Genomic DNA, 19,706 nt, shown 5'->3' on the forward strand with positions numbered 1-19,706 from the left:
AGCAGTCCTAAGAGTCTGTCCGACGGAGTTACATTTGAGCATATGGCCTCCGGCCGCTTTTTCCCCGCGCTTCTAAAAGTGTGGTGAAAAAGTCCGCTGCGGTGCCCATTTGATCCTCCAATCGCTGTTGAAACCGGATTTTTTGGATGGTTATTTCCTTTTTTCTATGGAGAAATCCGTTTTCAAAGGCGAACGCTAACGCTTTTCCAGATTCAAATGGCCCCTCCGCTCTTTGTTCACCGGCCTTCTAAAAGCGTGGTGATTTCGTCGCGTCCTGCGGTCGATAGAAGTTTCCACTCACTGTTATAGCCGGATTTTTTTCATTTTGAACCGCTACAGCGGTGAAAATCCGTCTACAAAGGCGCCCGCTTACGCTGCTCCAACATTCTATCGACTCTTCGGCCACTTTTTCACCACACTTCTAACGGTCCGTTCCATAAGCCAAGGCTTTCCGTGAGGAAAGCCTTGGGCTTGTCGAACCCGCCGATCTTGCGTAAATCCTTCAGTCAGACGGCAGAATTCCTATTCTATGTCATTTCTCCCTTAAGGAGCTGTCGATCATAAATCACTCTTCCGTAGCGTGCACCTTCAGCTTGGAGGTCACTTCCGGATGAAGCTTTACCCCTACCTCGGTAACGCCTAAAGTGCGGATGGAATCCTCCATCAAAATTTTCCGTTTATCCACTTTAATTTTGAACTGCTTCTCCAGCTCTTCCGCTACTTGCTTGCTTGTAATCGCTCCGAACAGCCGTCCGTCCTTACCGGACTTCGCTTTCAACTGCACGGTCAGCGTCTCCAGCTTCTTGCCGAGCTCAACCGCTTCGGCCTTCTCTTCGTCCTTCTTGCGCTGCTCGGCCTTCTTCTGGTTCTCCAACACCTTCATCGACGACTCATTCGCAGGCGCAGCCAACTGCTGCGGAAACAAAAAGTTATTGGCATATCCTTCGGATACGCTTTTAATTTCCCCTTTTTTTCCTTGGCCTTTAACGTCTTTCAGCAATATAACCTTCATTCGAAAAGCCCCTCCTCTGAGTCCATCTCACTTAATATTTCTTTCAATCTTTGCGTCGCTTCGGCAATCGTGCCTTCCAACTGGGTCGCCGCGTTAGTCAAATGGCCGCCGCCGCCCAGCCGTTCCATAACGACCTGCACGTTCATCTGCCCGAGCGAACGGGCGCTGATGCCGATTAAGCCGTCCGGGCGTTCGCTAATGACAAAAGACGCCATCACGCCCGTCATAGTTAACAATGTATCAGCTGCTTGCGCAATGAGCAACTGAGAATATTTGCGATTCGGCTCCGTTACGGCCAGCGCGATATGATCGAAGAGGATCTCCGCATTCTTGATCACCTCGGAACGCTGGATGTAAGCGTCCAAATCCTCCTTCAGCAGCCGCTGGATCAGCGAGGAATCCGCACCGTTGCGGCGAAGGAACGAAGCCGCCTCGAACGTTCTGGCGCCGGTGCGCAAGCTGAAGCTCTTCGTATCGACGACGATGCCGGCCAGCAGCGCCGTCGCTTCGAGCACACCCATCGTCAGACGGTCGTTAAAGTACTGCAGCAGCTCCGTCACCAATTCACAGGTGGAGGAAGCGTACGGCTCCATATAGACGAGCGTAGCGTCCTGTATGAACTCCTCGCCGCGGCGGTGATGGTCTACGACGAACTTGCGCTGCGTCAGCTGCAGCAGCTTCGGCTCCGCCACCATGGACGCCTTATGCGTATCGACGACGACCGCCAGCGACTTCTGGTTCGTGATCTGCATCGCCTGCTCGGGCGTTATAAACCAGCGGTTCAGCTTCTCGTCCTCGTAGATCGTATCCATCAGCTTCTGAATCGACGGATTGATGCCTTCCAGCACGATATAGCCTTCTTTATTGCTCACGTGAACCGCCTTCAGCACGCCGATGGCCGCTCCGATCGAGTCCATATCCGGGTAGCGGTGTCCCATGATGATCACTTTGTCGCACTCCTTGATCAAATCGCGCAGCGCATGAGAGATAACCCGCGCTCTGACCCGCGTTCGCTTCTCAATCGCGTTGGAGCGCCCGCCGTAGAAGGACAGCCGCTCGCCGACCTTGACGGCGACCTGATCACCGCCGCGGCCCAGAGCCATGTCCAAGCTCGTCTGGGCCAGCTGGCCGAGCTCCGTAAGCGAATCGATGCCGGAAGCGATTCCGACGCTGAGCGTCAGCGGCAGCTTGTTTTCAATCGTCAAATCCCGAACCTCGTCCAAGATTTCAAACCGCGACTGCTCCAGCGATTTGAGCCCCTTTTGATTCATCAGAATCAGATAGCGGTCCGAGGCGGTGCGTCTTAAATAGACGTTGTTTTTTTGCGCCCATTCGGTAATTTCCCCGGTGACCCGGGCCAGCATAATGCTGCGGGTTTGATCGTCCATTCCCTGCGTCGCTTCCTCGAGGTTGTCCATCATGACGATCCCTATCGCAAGCCGTTCTTCCTCATAGCGGGCCGACAACGTTTTGAAGGCGGTAATATCGGTAAAGTACAGCAGCCTTTCGTCGGGCTTCACCTGTACGAGATAGATGCTTTTTCCAACCGTAATCTCCAGTCTTACATCTTTCTCCTTGCGCGCCTTCAAAGCCGGAAACACCTCAATCAACGGTTCGCCGATCAACGTTTCTTTGGACACCATTTTCGCCACGAACGGATTATGCCACTCTATCATTTTCTCTTCGTTATAAAGTAAAATGCCGATGGGCAGCTCATGAATGACTTCATTGCCCGCCCGTTTAATCCGGTGGGACAGCGTCCCTACATAATGATTCAGGTCTTTACGAAAGGCCTGCTCCGCCTGAAGCGTGAAGTAGGCCAGTATCCCGCATAGAAACAAGGCGATCACGCCGATCACCCATTGATACCACATCAAAATAAAAATCAAAATCGTCATTAAGGCGAAAATCCACACGATATGCAAGCCGTGCCATCGCTTTAGCAGGAACTTCGGCATTCCACTCGCTCCTAATCCATCATTATTTTCGCGTCATACGTTCACGGATCGGAAAAGCTACGTCAAATACCCCAAGCATACTAAAAATGAAATACGCCGGCGGAAAGATGAGCAGCAGCACGATACCTCCGATAGGCAACACTTTATTCCAACGATTGGTATGGACCACGAAAAACAAAAACGCAAGCGCTTGTATTGCAAAAGCGGCTGTCAGCAAAGGCAGCAGGTTAATCAGCAAAGTAAACAAAATCGAGTTGGCGTCTTTAACGAAAAACTCCATAAACAAAGCGATCATGTAATACCATACGAAGGACCGCGGCAGCATCCACTCTCTCATCGGCTTGAAGGCCGGAATGGACTCGCCCGCACGATTGAGCACTTTCCTCGACAGCCAATGCGTAATGACTACGACAATCAACGAAAAACCGATCATATACAGCGGCAGCATCTGGCTCATCAATTGAACCAGCACATCCTGGTCCAGCGCCACCATACCCTTCAGCTGGTCCGGCAGCGAATTGATGCTTTCCGTCATGAACTGCTTCATCTTGTCGATCAGATTGAAGCCGAACAAATAGCTGACGACGAGGCTTAGCAGCAGCTCCGCGAGCAGCGTTACGGTACCTACCGTAAGCACCGTGCGCGCAGGAGACCGCTTTTTGTACAGATTGCCCATTTGAATGACGGGAGGCAAAAAGAAAAGCGACATCGAAACCAGCAGCACGCCGGCCCAGCCGACCAGAAATACCGAAGTGAGAATGTACACGATGGCCAAGCTTGCGCCATAATACATTAGAAACCGTTTCGTATCGAGCTTAACGAATTGCACGACGACCGGAATCATTAACAGAAAAAACGTAATGATACTAAGCGGTGTAATCACCGAAAGAAGCAAAATGATTGTAGCTATGCTCCAGCCGAGCATTCGTACGGAACCCTTCCCCAACACCTTCACCTCTTACGCAAATGTTCTTCCAAAGCGGATATGTCTCCGTACCATTCTTCCAATTGATGTCCATCCTGCCTATGCTTCTTCATTTTCTCCAAAACCGCTTCGTCTAAACTGCGCAGCGGGATACCGAGTCGTCTCCCGAGAATGTAACAGCAGGCGATAAGGCTTGATAAGCCGTCTACAATCTTATGATGGCTTCCTTCCCAAATTCCTTTTAACAGTTGTGCCATTTGATCGACGATTTCCGTTTTGAGCCATTCAATGATCTTGGCGCGTCGAGCCAAATCCATATCCCGATCCATAGGGCAAGCCGCCTTTCCTTAAGCAGACACTTAGGCTAATTATACCACAATTTTAAATGTTTTGTTCGGCTTGCCACAGCTTGAAGCAGTAATCGATAATCTCTCTTCTTCGAATGATGCCGATGAAAACCTCGTTATCGTCGATAACCGGAACATAGTTTTGATTGGTGGCGAGCGTGATCAAGTCCTGCATCTGCTGATCGATCCGCACCGGCTTAATCGCCATATGCTGGGGCACATCCTTAAGATAAACTTTATGCGCATTTTCAAATCCGATGTCAGGAGAATGCTTAAGCTTCCAGAGCAAGTCCCCCTCCGTTATCGTGCCCGCGTATTTGCCGTGCTCGTCGATCAAAGGCACCGCCGAATAGCGGTGGTATTCCATTCGTTCCAAAGCTTGTCGCATCGTCGAATGAGGGGATAAATAAATGACGTCATCTTTGGGCACAAGAAAAAATGCGATATTCACCAAAAGCCACCCTTTCCAAACTGGACTTCCGCTATATGCAGGGTCCTCTTCATAATACACTATGACGCGAAAGGAAGATATACGCCTTCATCCGCCCCCGCCCTTCTATTTTACCAAAATGAAGGGCCGGCTTCACTATGCCCCATTTTGTACCATAATAGAACAAATCCCCCAAAAGCCATCCATGCCGCCGACGCGGCACCACAGACAATGGAAATGGGGTACCAAGAGTAATTTCCAGGGTAGTGACGTGATGCTCTGAAGCTTATTCCGTCCGCATCCAGCCTAGGCTGGATCGGCGTCTAACCCTTCCTCTGGGATCGTTCTATGGGTAATGGGTAGACATTACTTTCGGGGGAGCCCACGGATATCCACAGGATTTTGCTGCGCATCATTTCCTAAACAATAAAAAAGACAGCCGGTTTCCCGAGCTGTCTTTTATCGGTTCATGCAACTATTCCGTTGTGTATGGCAGCAACGCCACTTGACGAGAACGCTTGATAGCGATCGTCAGCATACGTTGGTACTTAGCGGAAGTTCCTGTTACACGGCGTGGAAGAATCTTGCCGCGCTCGGAGATAAACTTCTTCAGCGTATCGATGTCTTTATAATCAATGTGAGTAATTTTGTTCACAGTGAAGTAACACACTTTACGGCGTTTGCCGCCTTTTTTACCACGACCGCCGAATTTACGCTCGCCGCGCTCTTCGCCGCCGTTGTCTCTTTTTTGGAAACTCATCGATTTTCAGTCCTTTCTACGTTAGAATGGCAAATCATCATCGGAAATATCAATCGGTTTTCCGTCATCCTGGAACGGATCTTGATTGTCGCGCTGTCCACCGTAACGCTGTTGACCTTGGCTTGTTGACGCGTATCCTTGCCCTTGCGGGCTTTGTCCATAGCCGCCGCCGCTCATTCCTTCTTCGCGTTGACCGCCGCCGCCGCTGTTAGCAGATTCCAAAAACCGCACGTTATCGGCAATAATCTCGGTGACGTATACACGCCGGCCTTCATTATTATCGTAGTTGCGAATTTGAATTCTGCCTTCCACTGCCGCAAGCCGGCCTTTACGCAAATAATTGGCACATGTTTCAGCAAGCTGACGCCATGTCACAATATTAAGAAAGTCCGCTTCACGCTCGCGCTGCTGGTTCGTAAAAGGACGATCCACAGCCAGCGTAAATGTCGTCACGGCAACGCCCGACGGGGTATAGCGTAATTCAGGGTCACGAGTCAGCCTTCCGATTAGAATCACACGATTTAGCAACCTAAAACCCTCCCAGCATGTCAATTACGGCACGTATGCCTTGTCTTACGCTACGTCTTTAGTGATCAGGTAACGAATGACTTCATCGGAAATCTTCATCACACGGTCAAGCTCTGTGATAACTTCGTTGTTAGCGTTAAAATTAACCAACACGTAGTGACCATCGCGGAACTTGTTGATCTCATACGCAAGACGGCGTTTACCCATTACATCGTGCTTCGTAATTTCGCCACCGTTGTTGATGATGTTTTGGAACTTCTCAATCGTAGATTGAACAACCTCTTGCTCGATGTCCGGACGAATGATGTACATCACTTCATATTTGCGCATGGTTTCACCTCCTTTTGGACTAACGGCCCCTCATGTGAGGAGCAAGGAGCGAGATTATCAATTGCTATCAAAACTCGCACCATAATACTATAGCAAAATTGCAGCCCAAATACAAGTTCTTTTCCTCCCTCCCCAGCGTCTGGTCCTGACCCGGCTCCTCCCGCTTATGCCCCTTGGTAAATTTTACGGCTCATGCATTTTATAAAGGAAGGAAAAGCTAACATTACACTTTCGTACAGGAGGTGACCAGCTATGGGCGAATGGAGCCAGTTCAGTCCTGGAGATTCAGCTCCCAATGACGGCGAGTATATGGAGATCGGGGAAAACGCCTTTCATATGGGGATTAACAACCCCAAAATCATCACGTTGAAAAAAGGCGACAAATTCCCTGACACCTCCAATCACAACCGGAAGTGGAAGCGTAAATACTAGCCCGCTCCTCCCTCCCTTAGGCTGGCCTCGGCTGCCCGTGCGGAGGGAGCTTTTCCAACTATAATTAAAGGAGCATCCCGTATGCGATATCCCGTTACGATAATATTGGCCGTCGTCGGCGCCGTTCTCAGTCTAGTTCATTACTTCGGTCACGAATCGGAGCCGATCTATATTTTATTTTACTGCCTCAGCGTGCCTGCCTGGTTCTATCCGATCGTCGGCTACGAGAACGTCAATCCCGTCACTCTGTACACGCTGACGATTTTATCCTGGGCGGTGATCGGCTATGTCGTCGATCTGTTCTCTGTTCGCAAAAAAAGCCGTTACTGACAGCCGAACAAAGCCTTCCCTCGGGTTATTCAGGGAAGGCTCGTTTCTGTCGTTGACAAGCGTCCGTTTACTCACATGTTGATAACTCCTCACAGCAGACTATCCACATCTTCGTCGGTCAGGTTATACACATTTACACAGTGCCCTTTAAGGCAGCCTTTCTATCCACAGCGCATCCGTGCTCGCCTTTTCGCCGCTTACGATCTTCAGAAATACAAAACGCCCTGCTGCCGAAAACCCATGTCGTCAGCCTGGCATTGATACGGTTATTGCAGACCCGCTTGCGCCTTAGCCGCCAGTTTGCCGCCTTGAAACGTGAATATGGCATTGGCTCCTGCCGAGCCTTCACCCTTGTAGCTGTACACAACCGTGTGCATCGCATCGCCTTTCTTGCCTGCCTCGGACATCAGTTCACCCGGCCCGCCAACGACCTGAACTACTTTCTCATAGGTCATTCCGTTCTCGACCGCTTCGAACTTATCCTTCGTAATCGTCACGGCTTCCCCCGACTTCGTCACTGCAGCCGGTTCGCTGGTTGCCGCCGGTTTGTCGCCGCATCCCGTCAAGGAGACTGCGATTGCGCATGCCATAATCGCAAACTGAAATTTCATCATTTCCCTCCATCAGTTCCTATATTATTCCATTTCCTTGTTAGCATACTATAAGAAACCCACGGCACCCGTCAATCCGTCTAGAGTCCTTGATCGGGTACAGGCTCCATCAAGCAGCAGATTCGCAATCGCCCACGGGAATCCCCATTATCGGCAGTAAATAACGGCTGCATCACCTTCACTGGAACAACAAAAAGACCCTTTCGCGTTCTCTTCAACGCAAAAGGGTCTTATCTTATGAAGCGCAGATCGCCGATCTCGCTTCCATATAACAATCTTATGTAATTCAATAGTATAAGTGGCGGAAAGAGTGGGATTCGAACCCACGCACGGCTTGCGCCGCCTAGCTGATTTCGAGTCAGCCCCCTTGGGCCTCTTGGGTACCTTTCCGCATTCCAAAAGGGACAAGAGTTATAATAGCATAACTCCCCTTGCGAATGCAAGCCTTTTTCTTAATTATTTTTGCGCATCGGAAGACGGTTCCTCGCTCGATCGCAGCACCTTCTTCAGCTTGCTTTCGAACTTCGCTCTGGGCACCAATACGCTATGTTTGCATCCTACGCATTTAATCCGGATATCCATACCGAGACGAATAATTTCCATTTCATTGGTACCGCAGGGGTGAGGCTTCTTCATTTGTACGATATCGCCCAATTGATACTGCTTTCTTTCCATGGCTCACTCTCCCCTTTCGTTTTTATGAAAATTGACCACTCGTTGATAAGGAACTTCAATGCCGTGCGAATCGAAAGCTTTTTTAATTTCCGCATACAGCTCTCTGGCGACGGCGAATTGCATATTCGGCTTGCACTCCACGGTAACGCGCAGCGTGATGTTCACTCCCGCCAACGACTGGACGCCGAGCACTTCCGGCGCTTTGACCATATTGACATTGGTTTCGTAGTTTTGCAGCACGGTTTCCCGCATAACGGCCAGTGCTTTGTCCACGTCTTCTTCATAGGCAACGGACACGTCCACCACAGCCACGGAATTATTGACCGAGAAATTAGTCACCTGGGTTATCGTCCCGTTAGGGATAATATGCACTTCCCCTGTCCAGCTCTTGATCCGGGTGACGCGCAGACCGATTTCCTCCACCGTTCCTTTGAAATTCCCCGTTTGAATAACGTCCCCTACGGCAAACTGATCTTCGAATATGATGAAAAATCCGGTAATGACGTCCTTAACCAGACTTTGCGCGCCGAATCCTACCGCCAGACCGACGACTCCGGCCCCGGCCAGCAGCGGCTCCAGCCGAATTCCAAACTGATTCAAAATCATCAGGATCATGATGAAATTAACTACATACGTAGTTATATTGCCGATCAGCTTGCCGATCGTCTTCGTTCTTCGCGTATCAAACTTCAATGGGCTTTTCTCACGCCCTGCCAGCATATGCTGCAGCGTTTTATCGGCGAATTTGGTCACCAGTCTTGCGGCAGTGTAGATAACGATGACCTTTATGACGATGAACAAATAGTTCATCCAAACATCAGGATTGGATACGTAATTCACGATTTGCTCTTTAAATTGCAGCCAAGTTGCCGCATCCGCTCCTGCCTTATCTTCAGCAAGGAACAGACGAACCCACTGATCCATGCTTTACACCACCTCATAAGAGTCTGTCCAACGGAGTTACCTTTGTGCATAGCGAATGAAAATAATGACTGCTTATTTTGCCGTAACGCTACTTAATCACTGTCATTTTGCATATATACCTTCTACATGGTTCATTGGACAGACTCATAGCTCCATGTTAACATATCGGTCGCCCACTTTGGAATAGATTCCTCGGATCTCCACCCTCTCTTCTCTTATAATCGCCTTCACTTCCTCCAGCGAATCCTCGGGAAATTCAAGGGACAGTGCGCAGCCCGCGGTTATTTGTTTGGGTGTAGGGCACATATCGTTTTCAATATCCGCATATTCGAGCAGCATCTCCGCTCTTAAAGCCTGCTGCGTCGAATCAAACGCCATAAGAAGCAAACCGAACGCCTCCCTTTTTTTATTTCCAAGGTTACGTATAATTCACATTCTCTTTCCGTATACTAGTAAAAATGCTTTTATCTCCTAGCAAATGGAGGGTCATTATATGAAATTGCCTTTTCATAGAGACGCCGTCAACGCCCCTGCTCCTCAGGAAACCGCTCCGGCCTTGAAAGTTCCGCATACCGAGAGCAACATCATCGAGATTTTGTCCGGGAAGCTTTCTACCATTCTCGATCAAGTCCCTTCCCACCAACCTATTATTATTATTTGCGTCGGCACGGACCGCTCCACCGGAGATTCCTTGGGACCACTTGTCGGCACTCAGCTGAGAAAATTCCGTTTGGACGGCATTCATCTCTACGGCACACTGGAACAACCCGTACATGCGATGAATTTGAAAGATACGCTTCAAACGATTCAAGAGCAATTCAGCGATCCGTTCATTATCGCAATCGATGCCTGCCTCGGGCAGCTGACCAGCGTCGGCTGTATTCAGATCGGCAGCGGCCCCGTCAAGCCGGGAGCCGGCGTGAACAAAGAACTCCCTCCGGTGGGCGACATGCACATTACCGGAATCGTCAATGTCGGCGGCTTTATGGAATATTTCGTCCTGCAAAATACAAGATTAAGCCTGGTCATGAGTATGGCAGACGTCATCGCCAAGTCATTCGAAGCGGCGGTAACCCACAGCATGACGGCTTCTACTTCTTTTGCCCGACTCGATGGATAGCTTCCTTCTCCTCCGGAGAGAGCACATATTCGGACTGGCCCTGCGAAACCGGCTTCGCATACACGTAGGTCTCCTCGCGGTTATGAATACCGGTCAACACAACCCCGTCCAGCTCATCGTCGAGCACCGCGACGGAAAAGCTTAAATCGCTGCCGTTTTGGGCAAAGGCATTATAACGGTAAACGCCGACATTGGATTTCATTTTTTTCATACGAGACATAATCCCCGCGATTTGCTGCTGGGATTTTTCGTATTCGGCTTCCAGCACCGTCGCCTGCTCCTGGATTCGGATCAACGCTTCTTCGATATTCAAGTCGCTGCCGCCATTTAACATATTCATATATTGTTTACGCAGCTTGTTCAGCTTGCTCCATAACACGATCACCAGTATTAAAAACAAAAGCAAAACAGCAGTCATGAAGATGACAAGCACCTTCATATCCAGCAGTTCCAGCAGCTCCCCCATACTTTCTGTCCCCCTATGCCGTTGTGTTTCTTATCTCTTCTCCTGATTTTTTCACTTTACATGCTTGGCGATTTCTTTGACCGCAGCAATGAGCCGGTCGACTTCTTCCTCGGATGTAAAATAGCCGACGCTGGCACGGACCGCGCCGCGCTCCATGGTCCCGGCGCTTTCATGAGCGAGCGGGGAGCAGTGATAGCCTGAACGCACGGCAATTTGGAATGAGTGATCGAGGATGAAGGCGATCTCCGATGAGTCGGCTTCATGTACGGTAAAAGTGACGATACCGGTCTTATTTTGCCCCAAATCCGGTCCCAGCACCTTCACTCCTTCAATTTCCATCAGCCCCGCCATAATCCGCTGCGTCTGCTCCCATTCTTTTTTATGTATTTTCTCCGTTGTCTCCCTCAATACGAACTTCACGCCTTCATTCAAGCCCGCAATACCGACCGTATTTTGCGTTCCCGATTCATAGCGGTCAGGCCGCACCGTCGGCTGGTCGATCGCCTCGGATTGGCTTCCCGTCCCCCCATGCATCAGCGGAACGAGTTCGAGCTCGGGATCGATATAGAGCCCCCCGGTTCCCTGCGGTCCCAACAAGCCTTTATGCCCCGGGAATGCGAGCAGATGGATACCCATACGACCGACATCGATAGGCAAGGTACCGGCCGACTGCGCGGCATCGACGAGAAATGCAACGCCTTTTTGCCGGCATAGTTCGCCCATTTGTTCTACGGGTAAGATACTGCCTAGCAGATTGGAGCTATGGCTGCATACAAGAAGCTTCGTATTCGTCGTGATCGCTGCGGCCACATCGTCGATATTCAACTCGCCCTTTTCGTTTGTGGCGACATAAGTGACGGAGATTCCTTTCGTTTTTTTCAAAAATTCAAGCGGTCTGCGCACAGAATTATGTTCCACCGATGTACAGACGACATGATCTCCATCTTTCACAAAGCCCAGAATCGCCTGGTTTAAAGCCATCGTTGTATTTTGAGCAAATGATATATCATTCGGATTTTTCACGGCGAACAGCTTGGCAAGACTTTTTCTCGTTTCGAACAGCGTACGGCTTGCCCTTACCGCCATTTGGTGGCTTCCTCTACCGGGATTAGCGGCATATTCCAGCATGCATTGCTGCATAGCCTCCAGCACCTCCGGAGGTTTGGGCCACGAAGATGCGGCATGATCAAAATAAGCTACTTGCACGTTTTCCACCTTCCTTCACAAAAAGTAGCATATCTAGTCTGCCCTAAAACAAAGGCAATAACAAGATATGCTACCGGTTTATCCATCTACTCGCCTTAAGGTATTTACGATATTTTCCCTTGCAGCAGCTCCAACAATCGGTCCAAATCGTCTTTGGAATAGTACATCAGCTCGATCTTCCCTTTATTGTTGTTATGTTTAATTTTCACCGTAGTCCGATATACTTCGCGAAGCGTTTCTTCCAATTCATTAATGTACGGGTCCTTCTTTTTCGCCTTGGCGGAAGATTTCTTCGTATCGGCCTTTTCTTCCAGTCTTTTCACTTCTTCTTCGAGTTCCCGAACGCTCCATTGCTCCTTGATCGCCAGCTCAGCCAGCGCTTTAATCAGCTTGGCATCCTTCAGCCCGACGATAGCCTTCGCATGGCCCATCGACAATGTTCCACGTGAAACATATTGTTTGACTTCCTCCGGCAAATGAATCAACCGTAAAAAGTTGGCAATATGGGAACGGCTCTTCCCTACTTTTACCGACAGCTCTTCCTGCGTCAGCGAAAATTGATCGATTAGCGCCTGATAAGCGACGGCAATTTCCATTGCATTAAGGTCTTCTCTCTGCACGTTCTCGATCAGCGCAATTTCCATTACCTGCTGGTCGCTAAATTTCTTCACTACGGCCGGGATCGTTGCCATTCCGCATACTTGCGATGCCCGGAACCGGCGTTCTCCGGCGATAATCTCATAGCCCTTCAGTACGGTGCGAACGATGATTGGCTGAATGACCCCATGCTCTTTAATGGAAGCTGCCAATTCATTGATCGATTCGTCATGGAACGTTCTTCTAGGTTGGTACGGATTGGCCCGAAGCTGAGACAATGGAATTTCTACGACTTTATCGTCGTCGTTGATGCTTAAGGCCGGCAGCAATGCGTCCAAGCCTTTTCCTAGTCGCTTACTCATAGTGCGATCACTTCCTTTGCGAGCTCCATGTAGACTTCGGCTCCCTTTGATCGCGGATCATAAGTTACAATCGATTGACCATGGCTAGGCGCCTCACTCAATCTAACATTTCGCGGGATTATCGTTTGATATACCTTTTGCTGGAAGTACTTTTTCACTTCCTCAATGACTTGCATCCCCAAGTTCGTTCTGGCATCGAACATCGTCAGCAGCACGCCTTCGATTTGCAAAGACGTGTTCAAATGCTTCTGAACGAGCCGAACGGTATTCAACAGCTGGCTTAACCCTTCCAGCGCATAGTACTCGCATTGAATCGGTATGATGACGGAATCGGCGGCCGTTAGCGAATTGACCGTAAGAATACCCAAAGAAGGCGGACAATCGATCAGCACATAGTCGAACAAATGCTTGACCAGATGCAGCGATTTTTTCAACCGTACCTCGCGCGAAATGGTGGGTACCAGCTCGATCTCCGCTCCGGCCAGCTGAATCGTCGCAGGAATAATCTTTAAATTCGGTATCGCCGTATCCACCATCGCTTCTTTGGGATGAATATCGTTAATGATCACGTCATAAATGCAATAAACAACGTCCGCCTTATTGATTCCGATTCCGCTCGTCGTATTTCCCTGGGGGTCAATATCTACTAATAGCACTTTTTTACCTAAAGACGCTAGAGACGCTCCCAAATTCACGGATGTTGTCGTTTTGCCTACCCCACCCTTTTGATTCGTTATTGCGATAATCTTAGACAAAATCATTTCACCTCAATAAAATACTAAGTACGAGCAAGATCAGGTCATCATACTCGCTCATGCGCACGAAACATTCAGAGCTGCGGGGACAATAAAGGCTATTTCATGACATTGAATAAAAACGAAACCATGGAGAAAGCCTCTACCTTAGTCTTTCGAAGAGAAAGAGCTTCGTTAGCGGCCGGTTTTAACGCCACAGGCATTTTCCCTGAACTGCCCGATTGCAAGCAGAAGGAATGCATACTCCTATGTGGCGAGAAAACCTCTATCATGGCCTTCTCATCGCTGAAAGACCGTATGTAGAGGTTGATTGGATCGCAGATACGCGAAAAAAATGTTTGATTTTCGAAAACGATAGCCGCTTGGCTTGCAGCACAAAAAATGAAGAATAGCCTTGTCGAAAATCCCCAAAAAATCTACTCTTCTATCATACTATATTTTTTACCGTATAGGAATGTTTAAGTTTGCTAAAGCGTCGATGCAAAAAAGCACCATTCCTATCGGCGCTAAAACAACCTTTAACCAAGGGGCTTATCGCTTCGGTATCTTGATTACGATCTCATAGTGATCCTCGTAATCCTGTTCCGTCGTGTTAATCTGCAGGCCGGACGAGGTAACCATGTCGACGGATTGACGAATCGTATTCAGCGCAAGGCGCACATCCTTGGAGAACGAAATCCGTTTCGCTTTCTTTTGCTTGACGGCCTCCTTCAGCAGTTGAATTCTCGCCTCCGTCTGCTTTACGTTAAGCTCTTTGGATAAAATATCCTCCAACACCTTAACCTGCAGCTCTTCCTGATCCAGAGACAGCAGCGCACGGGCATGCCTCTCCGTAATCTTCCGTTCCATCAAGGCAAGCTTCACTGGCTCGCTCAAATTCAGCAGGCGAATTTTATTGGCGATCGTAGACTGGCTCTTGCCCAAGCGCTGTGCAAGACTCTCTTGTGTAAGCGAATGCAAATCGATCAGCTGCTGGTAAGCCAAAGCCTCTTCAATTGCGGTAAGCCCCTCACGCTGCAAGTTCTCGATAAGCGCAATGGAAGCCGCCTGCGAATCGTTGAAGTCGCGAATAATAGCGGGAACCGTCGCCATTCCGAGCTTTTTCACCGCTCTCCATCTGCGCTCGCCCGCAATTAATTCATATATATTATCTCGAATACGCACAACGATCGGCTGAATGACGCCATGAGTCTTAATGGTTTGACACAGTTCATCAATTCGTTCATCGTCAAAAATCGTTCTAGGCTGATACGGACTCGGAATAATGTCATGCACAGAAATATTCTTGATTTCATCCGCCGAAGTTTTTTCCGTAAATCCAAACAACTTTGAGATCTGTTCTTTCATTAATTTACCACCCGATCTTTTGCCGTAAATATGAACCGAAACTTTTACTCTACAATGTATATAATTCTCCAAGAATACGGAATTTCCTGCATGTGGAATTAGAGAAGTCCATGAAAAATAAGTGAACAAATAAGTACTGTCCATAATGATGCAGATTCAACCCGATAACTTGCTTTCCATGAGCACGCATGAAGCTCTTTTCAGAAACCCGCCGGCGTTCATTGCCAACGGTGCTTACAATATTAATCCCCCTTTTTCCGTAGTAAGATGACTGCCGCGCTGTACCCCGATTTTGCTCATGCAGTGATAAGGCATTGGGCTTGTTCAAAAATCCCCGGCCCGCTTTGGCGCAGCAGTTGGTGCAACATTTTAAATCAAAACGGGCTGCTGTCATTCATAAAAAGCTTAGTCTCTTATGTAGAAAAAAGGCTTCGTAAAAGAAGCCTTAAAAAATAACTTTTCTCGTATGATAGATAACGGATGCTCATCGCACATTGTTTTACGGTAAAGTGTTCCACGTGAAACAGCATTCGATTTTAACGAACCAACGGGGACTTGAGCGGCGTTCCCGCTTTGCGGGGATACTTGGCAGGCGTGGCTGCCGTCTTCCGGATAATAACGAGATGCCGCTTGGATACCTCTTGGTCCGGCAGCTCAAAGGAATGGGTTTGCACCAGCGTTCCTTTGAGTTCCTTCAAGCTAAATGCCGCCTCTTGCACCTCTTCCCCCACTTCGCTGCCTTTCATGGCAATGAAATGCCCGTTGGCCTTGACGAATGGGAGGCAAAACTCGTTCAATACGGCCAATCTCGCAACGGCTCTCGCCGTAACGATATCATAATGATCTCGATGCTCCGGCGTCCGCGCAATGTCTTCCGCACGGCCATGAATACACTGCACATCGGATAAATTCAGCCGCTCTGTCAAATGGTTCAAAAATTGAATCCGTTTATTCAGCGAATCCACTATCGTCACCTGGAGATGAGGGAATACAATTTTTAGCGGAATGCTGGGAAATCCGGCGCCGGAGCCGATATCGGCCAGGCACCGCTGTTCTTCCATCGGAACGAAGAAGGCGACCGAGAGAGAATCGTAGAAATGCTTCACATAGACTTGCTCTCTCTCGGTAATGCCGGTCAAATTCATTTTCTCGTTCCATTCCACCAGCTCTTTATAGTACGTTTCGAACTGCGACAGCTGGTCGTCGGATAACATGATATTTTTTTGCTTCAATCTATCTGTAAACTGCGTTTGTATAAAGTCCATATTAACCTCTAGCCGCTACCACTTGATTGTAATGCTCCAGATACACCAGCAGAATCGAAATGTCCGCAGGAGTTACCCCGGAAATACGAGACGCCTGGCCGATGGAAATCGGGCGGATCTTCGTCAGCTTTTGTTTCGCTTCCGTTGCGATACCGTGAATGTCTTCATAGCGGATATCGTCGGGAATTTTCTTTTTCTCCATTTTGCGCAAACGATCCACCTGAGCGAGCTGCTTCTCGATATAGCCGGTATACTTCACTTGGATTTCCACCTGCTCCATCTCTTCTTCCGTCAGCTCCACCGGTGCCGGCGACAACGCATGGATATGCGCGTAAGTGACTTCCGGACGGCGAAGCAGCGTGAGCAGATCGACCGAATTGCTCAGCTCCGCGCTGCCGAGCGAAGCCAGCATCTCCTGCGCCTCGACCGGTTTGATCTTGGTCGTCTTCAGGCGTTCGAGCTCCTCGGCAATATGCTGCTGCTTCAGCAGGAAGCGTTGGTAACGTTCTTCCTTGATCAGGCCGATCTCATGGCCGACCGGAGTCAAACGCTGATCCGCATTGTCATGTCTCAGCAGCAGACGGTATTCGGCGCGCGACGTGAGCAGACGGTACGGTTCATTCGTTCCTTTCGTCACCAGGTCGTCGATCAATACGCCGATGTATCCTTGCGAACGGTCCAGAATGACCGGCTCTTCTCCCTTCACTTTGCGCGCGGCGTTAATCCCGGCCATTACACCCTGGCCGGCCGCTTCTTCGTATCCGGAGGTGCCGTTGATTTGACCGGCCGTGAACAGCCGCTCTACCGCTTTTGTCTCCAGCGACGGCTTCAGCTGGGTAGGGATGACGGCATCGTATTCGATTGCATAGCCGGTGCGCATCATTTCGACCTTTTCCAGACCGGGAATGGAGCGCAGAATGCTCAGCTGCACATCTTCCGGCATACTGGTGGATAGACCTTGCACATAATATTCCGATGTGTTGCGGCCTTCCGGCTCCAGGAAAATTTGATGCTTCGGCTTGTCGCTGAACCGCACGATCTTATCTTCAATCGACGGGCAGTAACGCGGCCCCGTTCCTTCGATCGCCCCCGAGAACATCGGAGCGCGATGCAAGTTATCGTTAATGATGCGGTGCGTATCCTCCGAAGTGTACGTCAGCCAGCACGGAAGCTGATTCGGCACTTCCTCCGTCGTTTCGAAGGAGAAAAATTTTGGCTTTTCGTCCCCGGGCTGAATCACCGTTTTGCTGAAGTCGATCGTATCTTTGTGCACGCGCGGCGGCGTCCCCGTTTTGAATCGCACGAGCTCGAGTCCGTGCTCCTTCAGCGATTGCGACAATCTCACCGCCGGCTGCTGGTTGTTCGGTCCGCTCTCGTACATCAGCTCGCCCATAATGATTTTGCCGCGCAAATACGTTCCGGTCGTAATGACGACGGCATCGGCCATATAGCGCGCGCCGGTTTTCGTAATGACGCCTTTGCAGACGCCGTCCTCGACGATCAGCTCTTCGACCATGCCTTGGCGAAGTGTCAGCTTCTCTTCTTTTTCCATCGTTTCCTTCATCATATGCTGATACAGAAATTTATCCGCTTGCGCGCGCAGCGCATGAACGGCAGGGCCTTTGCCCGTATTCAGCATCCGCATTTGAATATACGTTTTATCGATATTGCGTCCCATTTCTCCGCCGAGCGCATCGATTTCCCGTACGACATGCCCTTTCGCCGGGCCGCCGATCGAAGGATTGCACGGCATGAACGCCACCATATCCAGATTAATAGTGATCATTAGCGTTTCGCAGCCCATCCGGGCCGCGGCAAGCGCCGCTTCGCAGCCGGCATGGCCGGCGCCGACGACGATCACGTCGTATGTTCCTCCAACATAACTCATCGTTACAACTACCTCCTCGCTTATATCAAGCTTCTATTATTTACCCAAACAAAATTGGGAGAAAATTTGATCGATCAACGAATCTCCGACCGAATCGCCGATAATTTCGCCGAGATGCTCCCAAGCGTTGCGAATATCGATTTGGATCATATCGATAGGAACGAATGCTTCAGCTGCCTGCAGCGCTTCGTCAAGAGAACTTTTGGCCTTTTTGAACAACGAAATATGACGCGCATTGCTCACATAAGTCAGATCACTTGATTCTACCTGACCGCTGAAAAAAATACTAGCAATAGCTTTTTCCAAGTCGGCAATGCCCTGCTGTTCCAATAGCGACATCTTCACGACCCGCTCCGGACCGAACTCGCGAAGCAATACGTCCGTTTCGATCTGCTGAGGCAAATCCAGTTTATTCACGATCACGATCGTCTGCTTCTCCTTCAGCTGGGCGATCAGCTCCATCTCATCCTCCTGCAGCCGTTCCGCCCCGTTGAAAACAAGCAGAATTAAGTCGGCATCGGCCAAGGCGCTGCGCGATTTCTCCACGCCGATCTGTTCGACAACATCCGCCGTTTCGCGGATGCCCGCCGTATCCAGCAGCTTGAGCGGAATCCCGTTGACGTTGACGAATTCCTCGATGACATCGCGCGTCGTTCCGGGAATATCGGTAACAATGGCGCGATTGTCCTGCGCCAGCGTATTGAGCAGCGAAGACTTGCCTACGTTGGGTTTGCCGACGATCGCCGTCACGATCCCCTCGCGAAGAATCTTCCCCTGCTGGGCCGTAGCAAGCAGCCTTTCGATTTGCTCCATCGCCTTCACGCACTTATCTTTAATGAAAGCATTGGTCATCTCTTCGACATCATGCTCCGGGTAGTCGATGTTGACCTCGATATGGGCCATCAGCTCGACGAGCTCGTGCCGCAGCTCCTTAATCTTCTTCGACAAGCTTCCTTCCGATTGCTTCATCGCGATGCGCTGCGCCCGGTCCGACTTGGCCCGGATCACATCGATCACCGCTTCCGCCTGGGACAAATCGATACGCCCGTTGAGAAACGCGCGCTTGGTGAATTCCCCCGGTTCGGCCAGACGCACCCCGTCTTGCTCCAGCAGAAGATCCAGCACTTTCTTCACCGAGACGAACCCGCCGTGACAGCTGACCTCGACCACATCCTCCGCCGTGAACGATCTCGGCCCTCTCATGAGGGTCACCAGCACTTCATCGATGCGGCTCTTCGTCGCCGGATCTTGAATATGCCCGTAATGAACGGTATGCGTAGGCACCTCGGCCAGCTTGCTTTTCCCTGTAAAAATACGCTCCACTGCAGCCACGGCTCCGTCTCCGCTGACGCGGATGATCGCAATGCCCCCTTCGCCGAGCGGAGTGGAAATCGCTGCGATAGTATCTTGTATCATATTAACTCCAACCTCTCAAGCC

General features: G+C 50.0%; 23 protein-coding genes and 1 tRNA gene. 3 read left to right on the top strand and 21 right to left on the bottom strand.

All coding sequences use genetic code 11. The annotated features are described in order from the left end of the window. Positions 1-565: 565 nt before the first annotated feature. From rplI to rpsF, 8 genes are all read right to left on the bottom strand, one after another. The gene (gene rplI, locus N0M98_RS23345) at positions 566-1,012 is read right to left on the bottom strand and encodes a 50S ribosomal protein L9 (protein ID WP_249860274.1); all 447 of its coding nucleotides are present in this window, start codon (positions 1,010-1,012) and stop codon (positions 566-568) included. Next, complete coding sequence (locus N0M98_RS23350; RefSeq protein ID WP_249860273.1) at positions 1,009-2,970, bottom strand: DHH family phosphoesterase; 1,962 nt, start codon at positions 2,968-2,970, stop codon at positions 1,009-1,011. Before N0M98_RS23350 ends, rplI begins: the two co-directional genes overlap by 4 nt. 22 nt (positions 2,971-2,992) lie before the next feature. Then, entirely contained in the window at positions 2,993-3,916 is a 924-nt protein-coding gene (locus N0M98_RS23355) for a DUF2232 domain-containing protein (RefSeq protein ID WP_259619341.1), read from the bottom strand. 5 nt (positions 3,917-3,921) lie between these two features. Next, positions 3,922-4,224: a MazG-like family protein gene (locus tag N0M98_RS23360; protein ID WP_249860271.1), complete on the bottom strand. Its 303-nt coding sequence runs from the start codon at positions 4,222-4,224 to the stop codon at positions 3,922-3,924. Positions 4,225-4,276: 52 nt separating this feature from the next. Beyond that, the gene (locus tag N0M98_RS23365) at positions 4,277-4,693 is read right to left on the bottom strand and encodes a CBS domain-containing protein (RefSeq protein WP_249860270.1); all 417 of its coding nucleotides are present in this window, start codon (positions 4,691-4,693) and stop codon (positions 4,277-4,279) included. A 454-nt stretch (positions 4,694-5,147) separates the two neighbouring features. After that, entirely contained in the window at positions 5,148-5,432 is a 285-nt protein-coding gene (gene rpsR, locus N0M98_RS23370) for a 30S ribosomal protein S18 (protein WP_249860269.1), read from the bottom strand. A gap of 21 nt (positions 5,433-5,453) precedes the next feature. After that, complete coding sequence (ssb, locus tag N0M98_RS23375) at positions 5,454-5,960, bottom strand: single-stranded DNA-binding protein (protein WP_249860268.1); 507 nt, start codon at positions 5,958-5,960, stop codon at positions 5,454-5,456. Between the two features lie 45 nt (positions 5,961-6,005). Then, entirely contained in the window at positions 6,006-6,290 is a 285-nt protein-coding gene (gene rpsF / locus N0M98_RS23380; protein ID WP_249860267.1) for a 30S ribosomal protein S6, read from the bottom strand. Between the two features lie 252 nt (positions 6,291-6,542). Here rpsF and N0M98_RS23385 point away from each other — a divergent pair, with 252 nt between their 5' ends. Both N0M98_RS23385 and N0M98_RS23390 read left to right on the top strand, forming a co-directional pair. After that, the gene (locus N0M98_RS23385) at positions 6,543-6,722 is read left to right on the top strand and encodes a YjzC family protein (protein ID WP_259619342.1); all 180 of its coding nucleotides are present in this window, start codon (positions 6,543-6,545) and stop codon (positions 6,720-6,722) included. Between the two features lie 81 nt (positions 6,723-6,803). Continuing rightward, positions 6,804-7,052, top strand: coding sequence for a hypothetical protein (locus tag N0M98_RS23390; protein ID WP_249860265.1), 249 nt, complete (start codon positions 6,804-6,806; stop codon positions 7,050-7,052). A gap of 266 nt (positions 7,053-7,318) precedes the next feature. Here N0M98_RS23390 and N0M98_RS23395 read toward each other — a convergent pair whose 3' ends face one another. The 5 genes from N0M98_RS23395 to N0M98_RS23415 all read right to left on the bottom strand — a co-directional run bounded on the left by N0M98_RS23395 (position 7,319) and on the right by N0M98_RS23415 (position 9,640). Continuing rightward, on the bottom strand, positions 7,319-7,663 hold the full coding sequence (locus N0M98_RS23395; protein WP_259619343.1) for a DUF3862 domain-containing protein: 345 nt from the start codon (positions 7,661-7,663) through the stop codon (positions 7,319-7,321). Between the two features lie 299 nt (positions 7,664-7,962). Continuing rightward, a tRNA-Ser gene (locus N0M98_RS23400) sits at positions 7,963-8,053 on the bottom strand. A 66-nt stretch (positions 8,054-8,119) separates the two neighbouring features. After that, positions 8,120-8,338 (bottom strand): DUF951 domain-containing protein, encoded by a 219-nt coding sequence (locus N0M98_RS23405; protein ID WP_259619344.1) that lies wholly within the window; start codon positions 8,336-8,338, stop codon positions 8,120-8,122. 3 nt (positions 8,339-8,341) lie between these two features. After that, positions 8,342-9,262, bottom strand: a complete 921-nt coding sequence (locus N0M98_RS23410; protein ID WP_259619345.1) for a mechanosensitive ion channel family protein — start codon at positions 9,260-9,262, stop codon at positions 8,342-8,344. A 144-nt stretch (positions 9,263-9,406) separates the two neighbouring features. Then, a complete protein-coding gene (locus tag N0M98_RS23415) occupies positions 9,407-9,640 on the bottom strand; it encodes a putative Se/S carrier protein (protein ID WP_259619362.1) in 234 nt (77 codons plus the stop codon). Between the two features lie 115 nt (positions 9,641-9,755). Here N0M98_RS23415 and yyaC point away from each other — a divergent pair, with 115 nt between their 5' ends. Then, positions 9,756-10,382 (top strand): spore protease YyaC, encoded by a 627-nt coding sequence (yyaC, locus tag N0M98_RS23420; protein ID WP_259619346.1) that lies wholly within the window; start codon positions 9,756-9,758, stop codon positions 10,380-10,382. On the opposite strand, the gene N0M98_RS23425 is transcribed toward yyaC, so the two are convergent. From N0M98_RS23425 to mnmE, 8 genes are all read right to left on the bottom strand, one after another. Beyond that, complete coding sequence (locus N0M98_RS23425) at positions 10,354-10,848, bottom strand: DUF4446 family protein (RefSeq protein ID WP_259619347.1); 495 nt, start codon at positions 10,846-10,848, stop codon at positions 10,354-10,356. The genes yyaC and N0M98_RS23425 overlap by 29 nt on opposite strands. Before the next feature lie 51 nt (positions 10,849-10,899). Then, positions 10,900-12,054, bottom strand: coding sequence for an aminotransferase class V-fold PLP-dependent enzyme (locus N0M98_RS23430; protein WP_259619348.1), 1,155 nt, complete (start codon positions 12,052-12,054; stop codon positions 10,900-10,902). A gap of 104 nt (positions 12,055-12,158) precedes the next feature. After that, entirely contained in the window at positions 12,159-13,013 is an 855-nt protein-coding gene (locus N0M98_RS23435; RefSeq protein ID WP_259619349.1) for a ParB/RepB/Spo0J family partition protein, read from the bottom strand. Continuing rightward, complete coding sequence (locus tag N0M98_RS23440; RefSeq protein WP_259619350.1) at positions 13,010-13,768, bottom strand: ParA family protein; 759 nt, start codon at positions 13,766-13,768, stop codon at positions 13,010-13,012. The genes N0M98_RS23435 and N0M98_RS23440 overlap by 4 nt, the downstream gene beginning before the upstream one ends. Before the next feature lie 531 nt (positions 13,769-14,299). Then, positions 14,300-15,115 (bottom strand): nucleoid occlusion protein, encoded by an 816-nt coding sequence (noc, locus tag N0M98_RS23445; protein WP_249860255.1) that lies wholly within the window; start codon positions 15,113-15,115, stop codon positions 14,300-14,302. A gap of 536 nt (positions 15,116-15,651) precedes the next feature. After that, positions 15,652-16,380, bottom strand: a complete 729-nt coding sequence (rsmG, locus tag N0M98_RS23450) for a 16S rRNA (guanine(527)-N(7))-methyltransferase RsmG (protein ID WP_259619351.1) — start codon at positions 16,378-16,380, stop codon at positions 15,652-15,654. 1 nt (position 16,381) lies between these two features. Continuing rightward, entirely contained in the window at positions 16,382-18,268 is a 1,887-nt protein-coding gene (gene mnmG / locus N0M98_RS23455) for a tRNA uridine-5-carboxymethylaminomethyl(34) synthesis enzyme MnmG (RefSeq protein ID WP_259619352.1), read from the bottom strand. Positions 18,269-18,304: 36 nt separating this feature from the next. After that, a complete protein-coding gene (mnmE, locus tag N0M98_RS23460) occupies positions 18,305-19,684 on the bottom strand; it encodes a tRNA uridine-5-carboxymethylaminomethyl(34) synthesis GTPase MnmE (RefSeq protein WP_259619353.1) in 1,380 nt (459 codons plus the stop codon). Positions 19,685-19,706 lie beyond the last annotated feature (22 nt).

It is taken from the genome of Paenibacillus doosanensis (assembly GCF_025060755.1).
GTDB lineage: Bacteria > Bacillota > Bacilli > Paenibacillales > NBRC-103111 > Paenibacillus_S > Paenibacillus_S doosanensis.

Excerpts from the sequence above, each read along its gene's own strand:
- mnmG (WP_259619352.1), bottom strand. The coding sequence starts at position 18,268 with ATGAGTTATGTTGGAGGAACATACGACGTGATCGTCGTCGGCGCCGGC.
- N0M98_RS23425 (WP_259619347.1), bottom strand. The coding sequence starts at position 10,848 with ATGGGGGAGCTGCTGGAACTGCTGGATATGAAGGTGCTTGTCATCTTC.
- rsmG (WP_259619351.1), bottom strand. The coding sequence starts at position 16,380 with ATGGACTTTATACAAACGCAGTTTACAGATAGATTGAAGCAAAAAAAT.
- N0M98_RS23415 (WP_259619362.1), bottom strand. The coding sequence starts at position 9,640 with ATGGCGTTTGATTCGACGCAGCAGGCTTTAAGAGCGGAGATGCTGCTC.
- rplI (WP_249860274.1), bottom strand. The coding sequence starts at position 1,012 with ATGAAGGTTATATTGCTGAAAGACGTTAAAGGCCAAGGAAAAAAAGGG.
- N0M98_RS23390 (WP_249860265.1), top strand. The coding sequence starts at position 6,804 with ATGCGATATCCCGTTACGATAATATTGGCCGTCGTCGGCGCCGTTCTC.
- N0M98_RS23385 (WP_259619342.1), top strand. The coding sequence starts at position 6,543 with ATGGGCGAATGGAGCCAGTTCAGTCCTGGAGATTCAGCTCCCAATGAC.
- N0M98_RS23405 (WP_259619344.1), bottom strand. The coding sequence starts at position 8,338 with ATGGAAAGAAAGCAGTATCAATTGGGCGATATCGTACAAATGAAGAAG.
- yyaC (WP_259619346.1), top strand. The coding sequence starts at position 9,756 with ATGAAATTGCCTTTTCATAGAGACGCCGTCAACGCCCCTGCTCCTCAG.
- mnmE (WP_259619353.1), bottom strand. The coding sequence starts at position 19,684 with ATGATACAAGATACTATCGCAGCGATTTCCACTCCGCTCGGCGAAGGG.
- N0M98_RS23435 (WP_259619349.1), bottom strand. The coding sequence starts at position 13,013 with ATGAGTAAGCGACTAGGAAAAGGCTTGGACGCATTGCTGCCGGCCTTA.
- rpsF (WP_249860267.1), bottom strand. The coding sequence starts at position 6,290 with ATGCGCAAATATGAAGTGATGTACATCATTCGTCCGGACATCGAGCAA.
- N0M98_RS23360 (WP_249860271.1), bottom strand. The coding sequence starts at position 4,224 with ATGGATCGGGATATGGATTTGGCTCGACGCGCCAAGATCATTGAATGG.
- noc (WP_249860255.1), bottom strand. The coding sequence starts at position 15,115 with ATGAAAGAACAGATCTCAAAGTTGTTTGGATTTACGGAAAAAACTTCG.
- N0M98_RS23350 (WP_249860273.1), bottom strand. The coding sequence starts at position 2,970 with ATGCCGAAGTTCCTGCTAAAGCGATGGCACGGCTTGCATATCGTGTGG.
- rpsR (WP_249860269.1), bottom strand. The coding sequence starts at position 5,432 with ATGAGTTTCCAAAAAAGAGACAACGGCGGCGAAGAGCGCGGCGAGCGT.
- N0M98_RS23410 (WP_259619345.1), bottom strand. The coding sequence starts at position 9,262 with ATGGATCAGTGGGTTCGTCTGTTCCTTGCTGAAGATAAGGCAGGAGCG.
- N0M98_RS23395 (WP_259619343.1), bottom strand. The coding sequence starts at position 7,663 with ATGAAATTTCAGTTTGCGATTATGGCATGCGCAATCGCAGTCTCCTTG.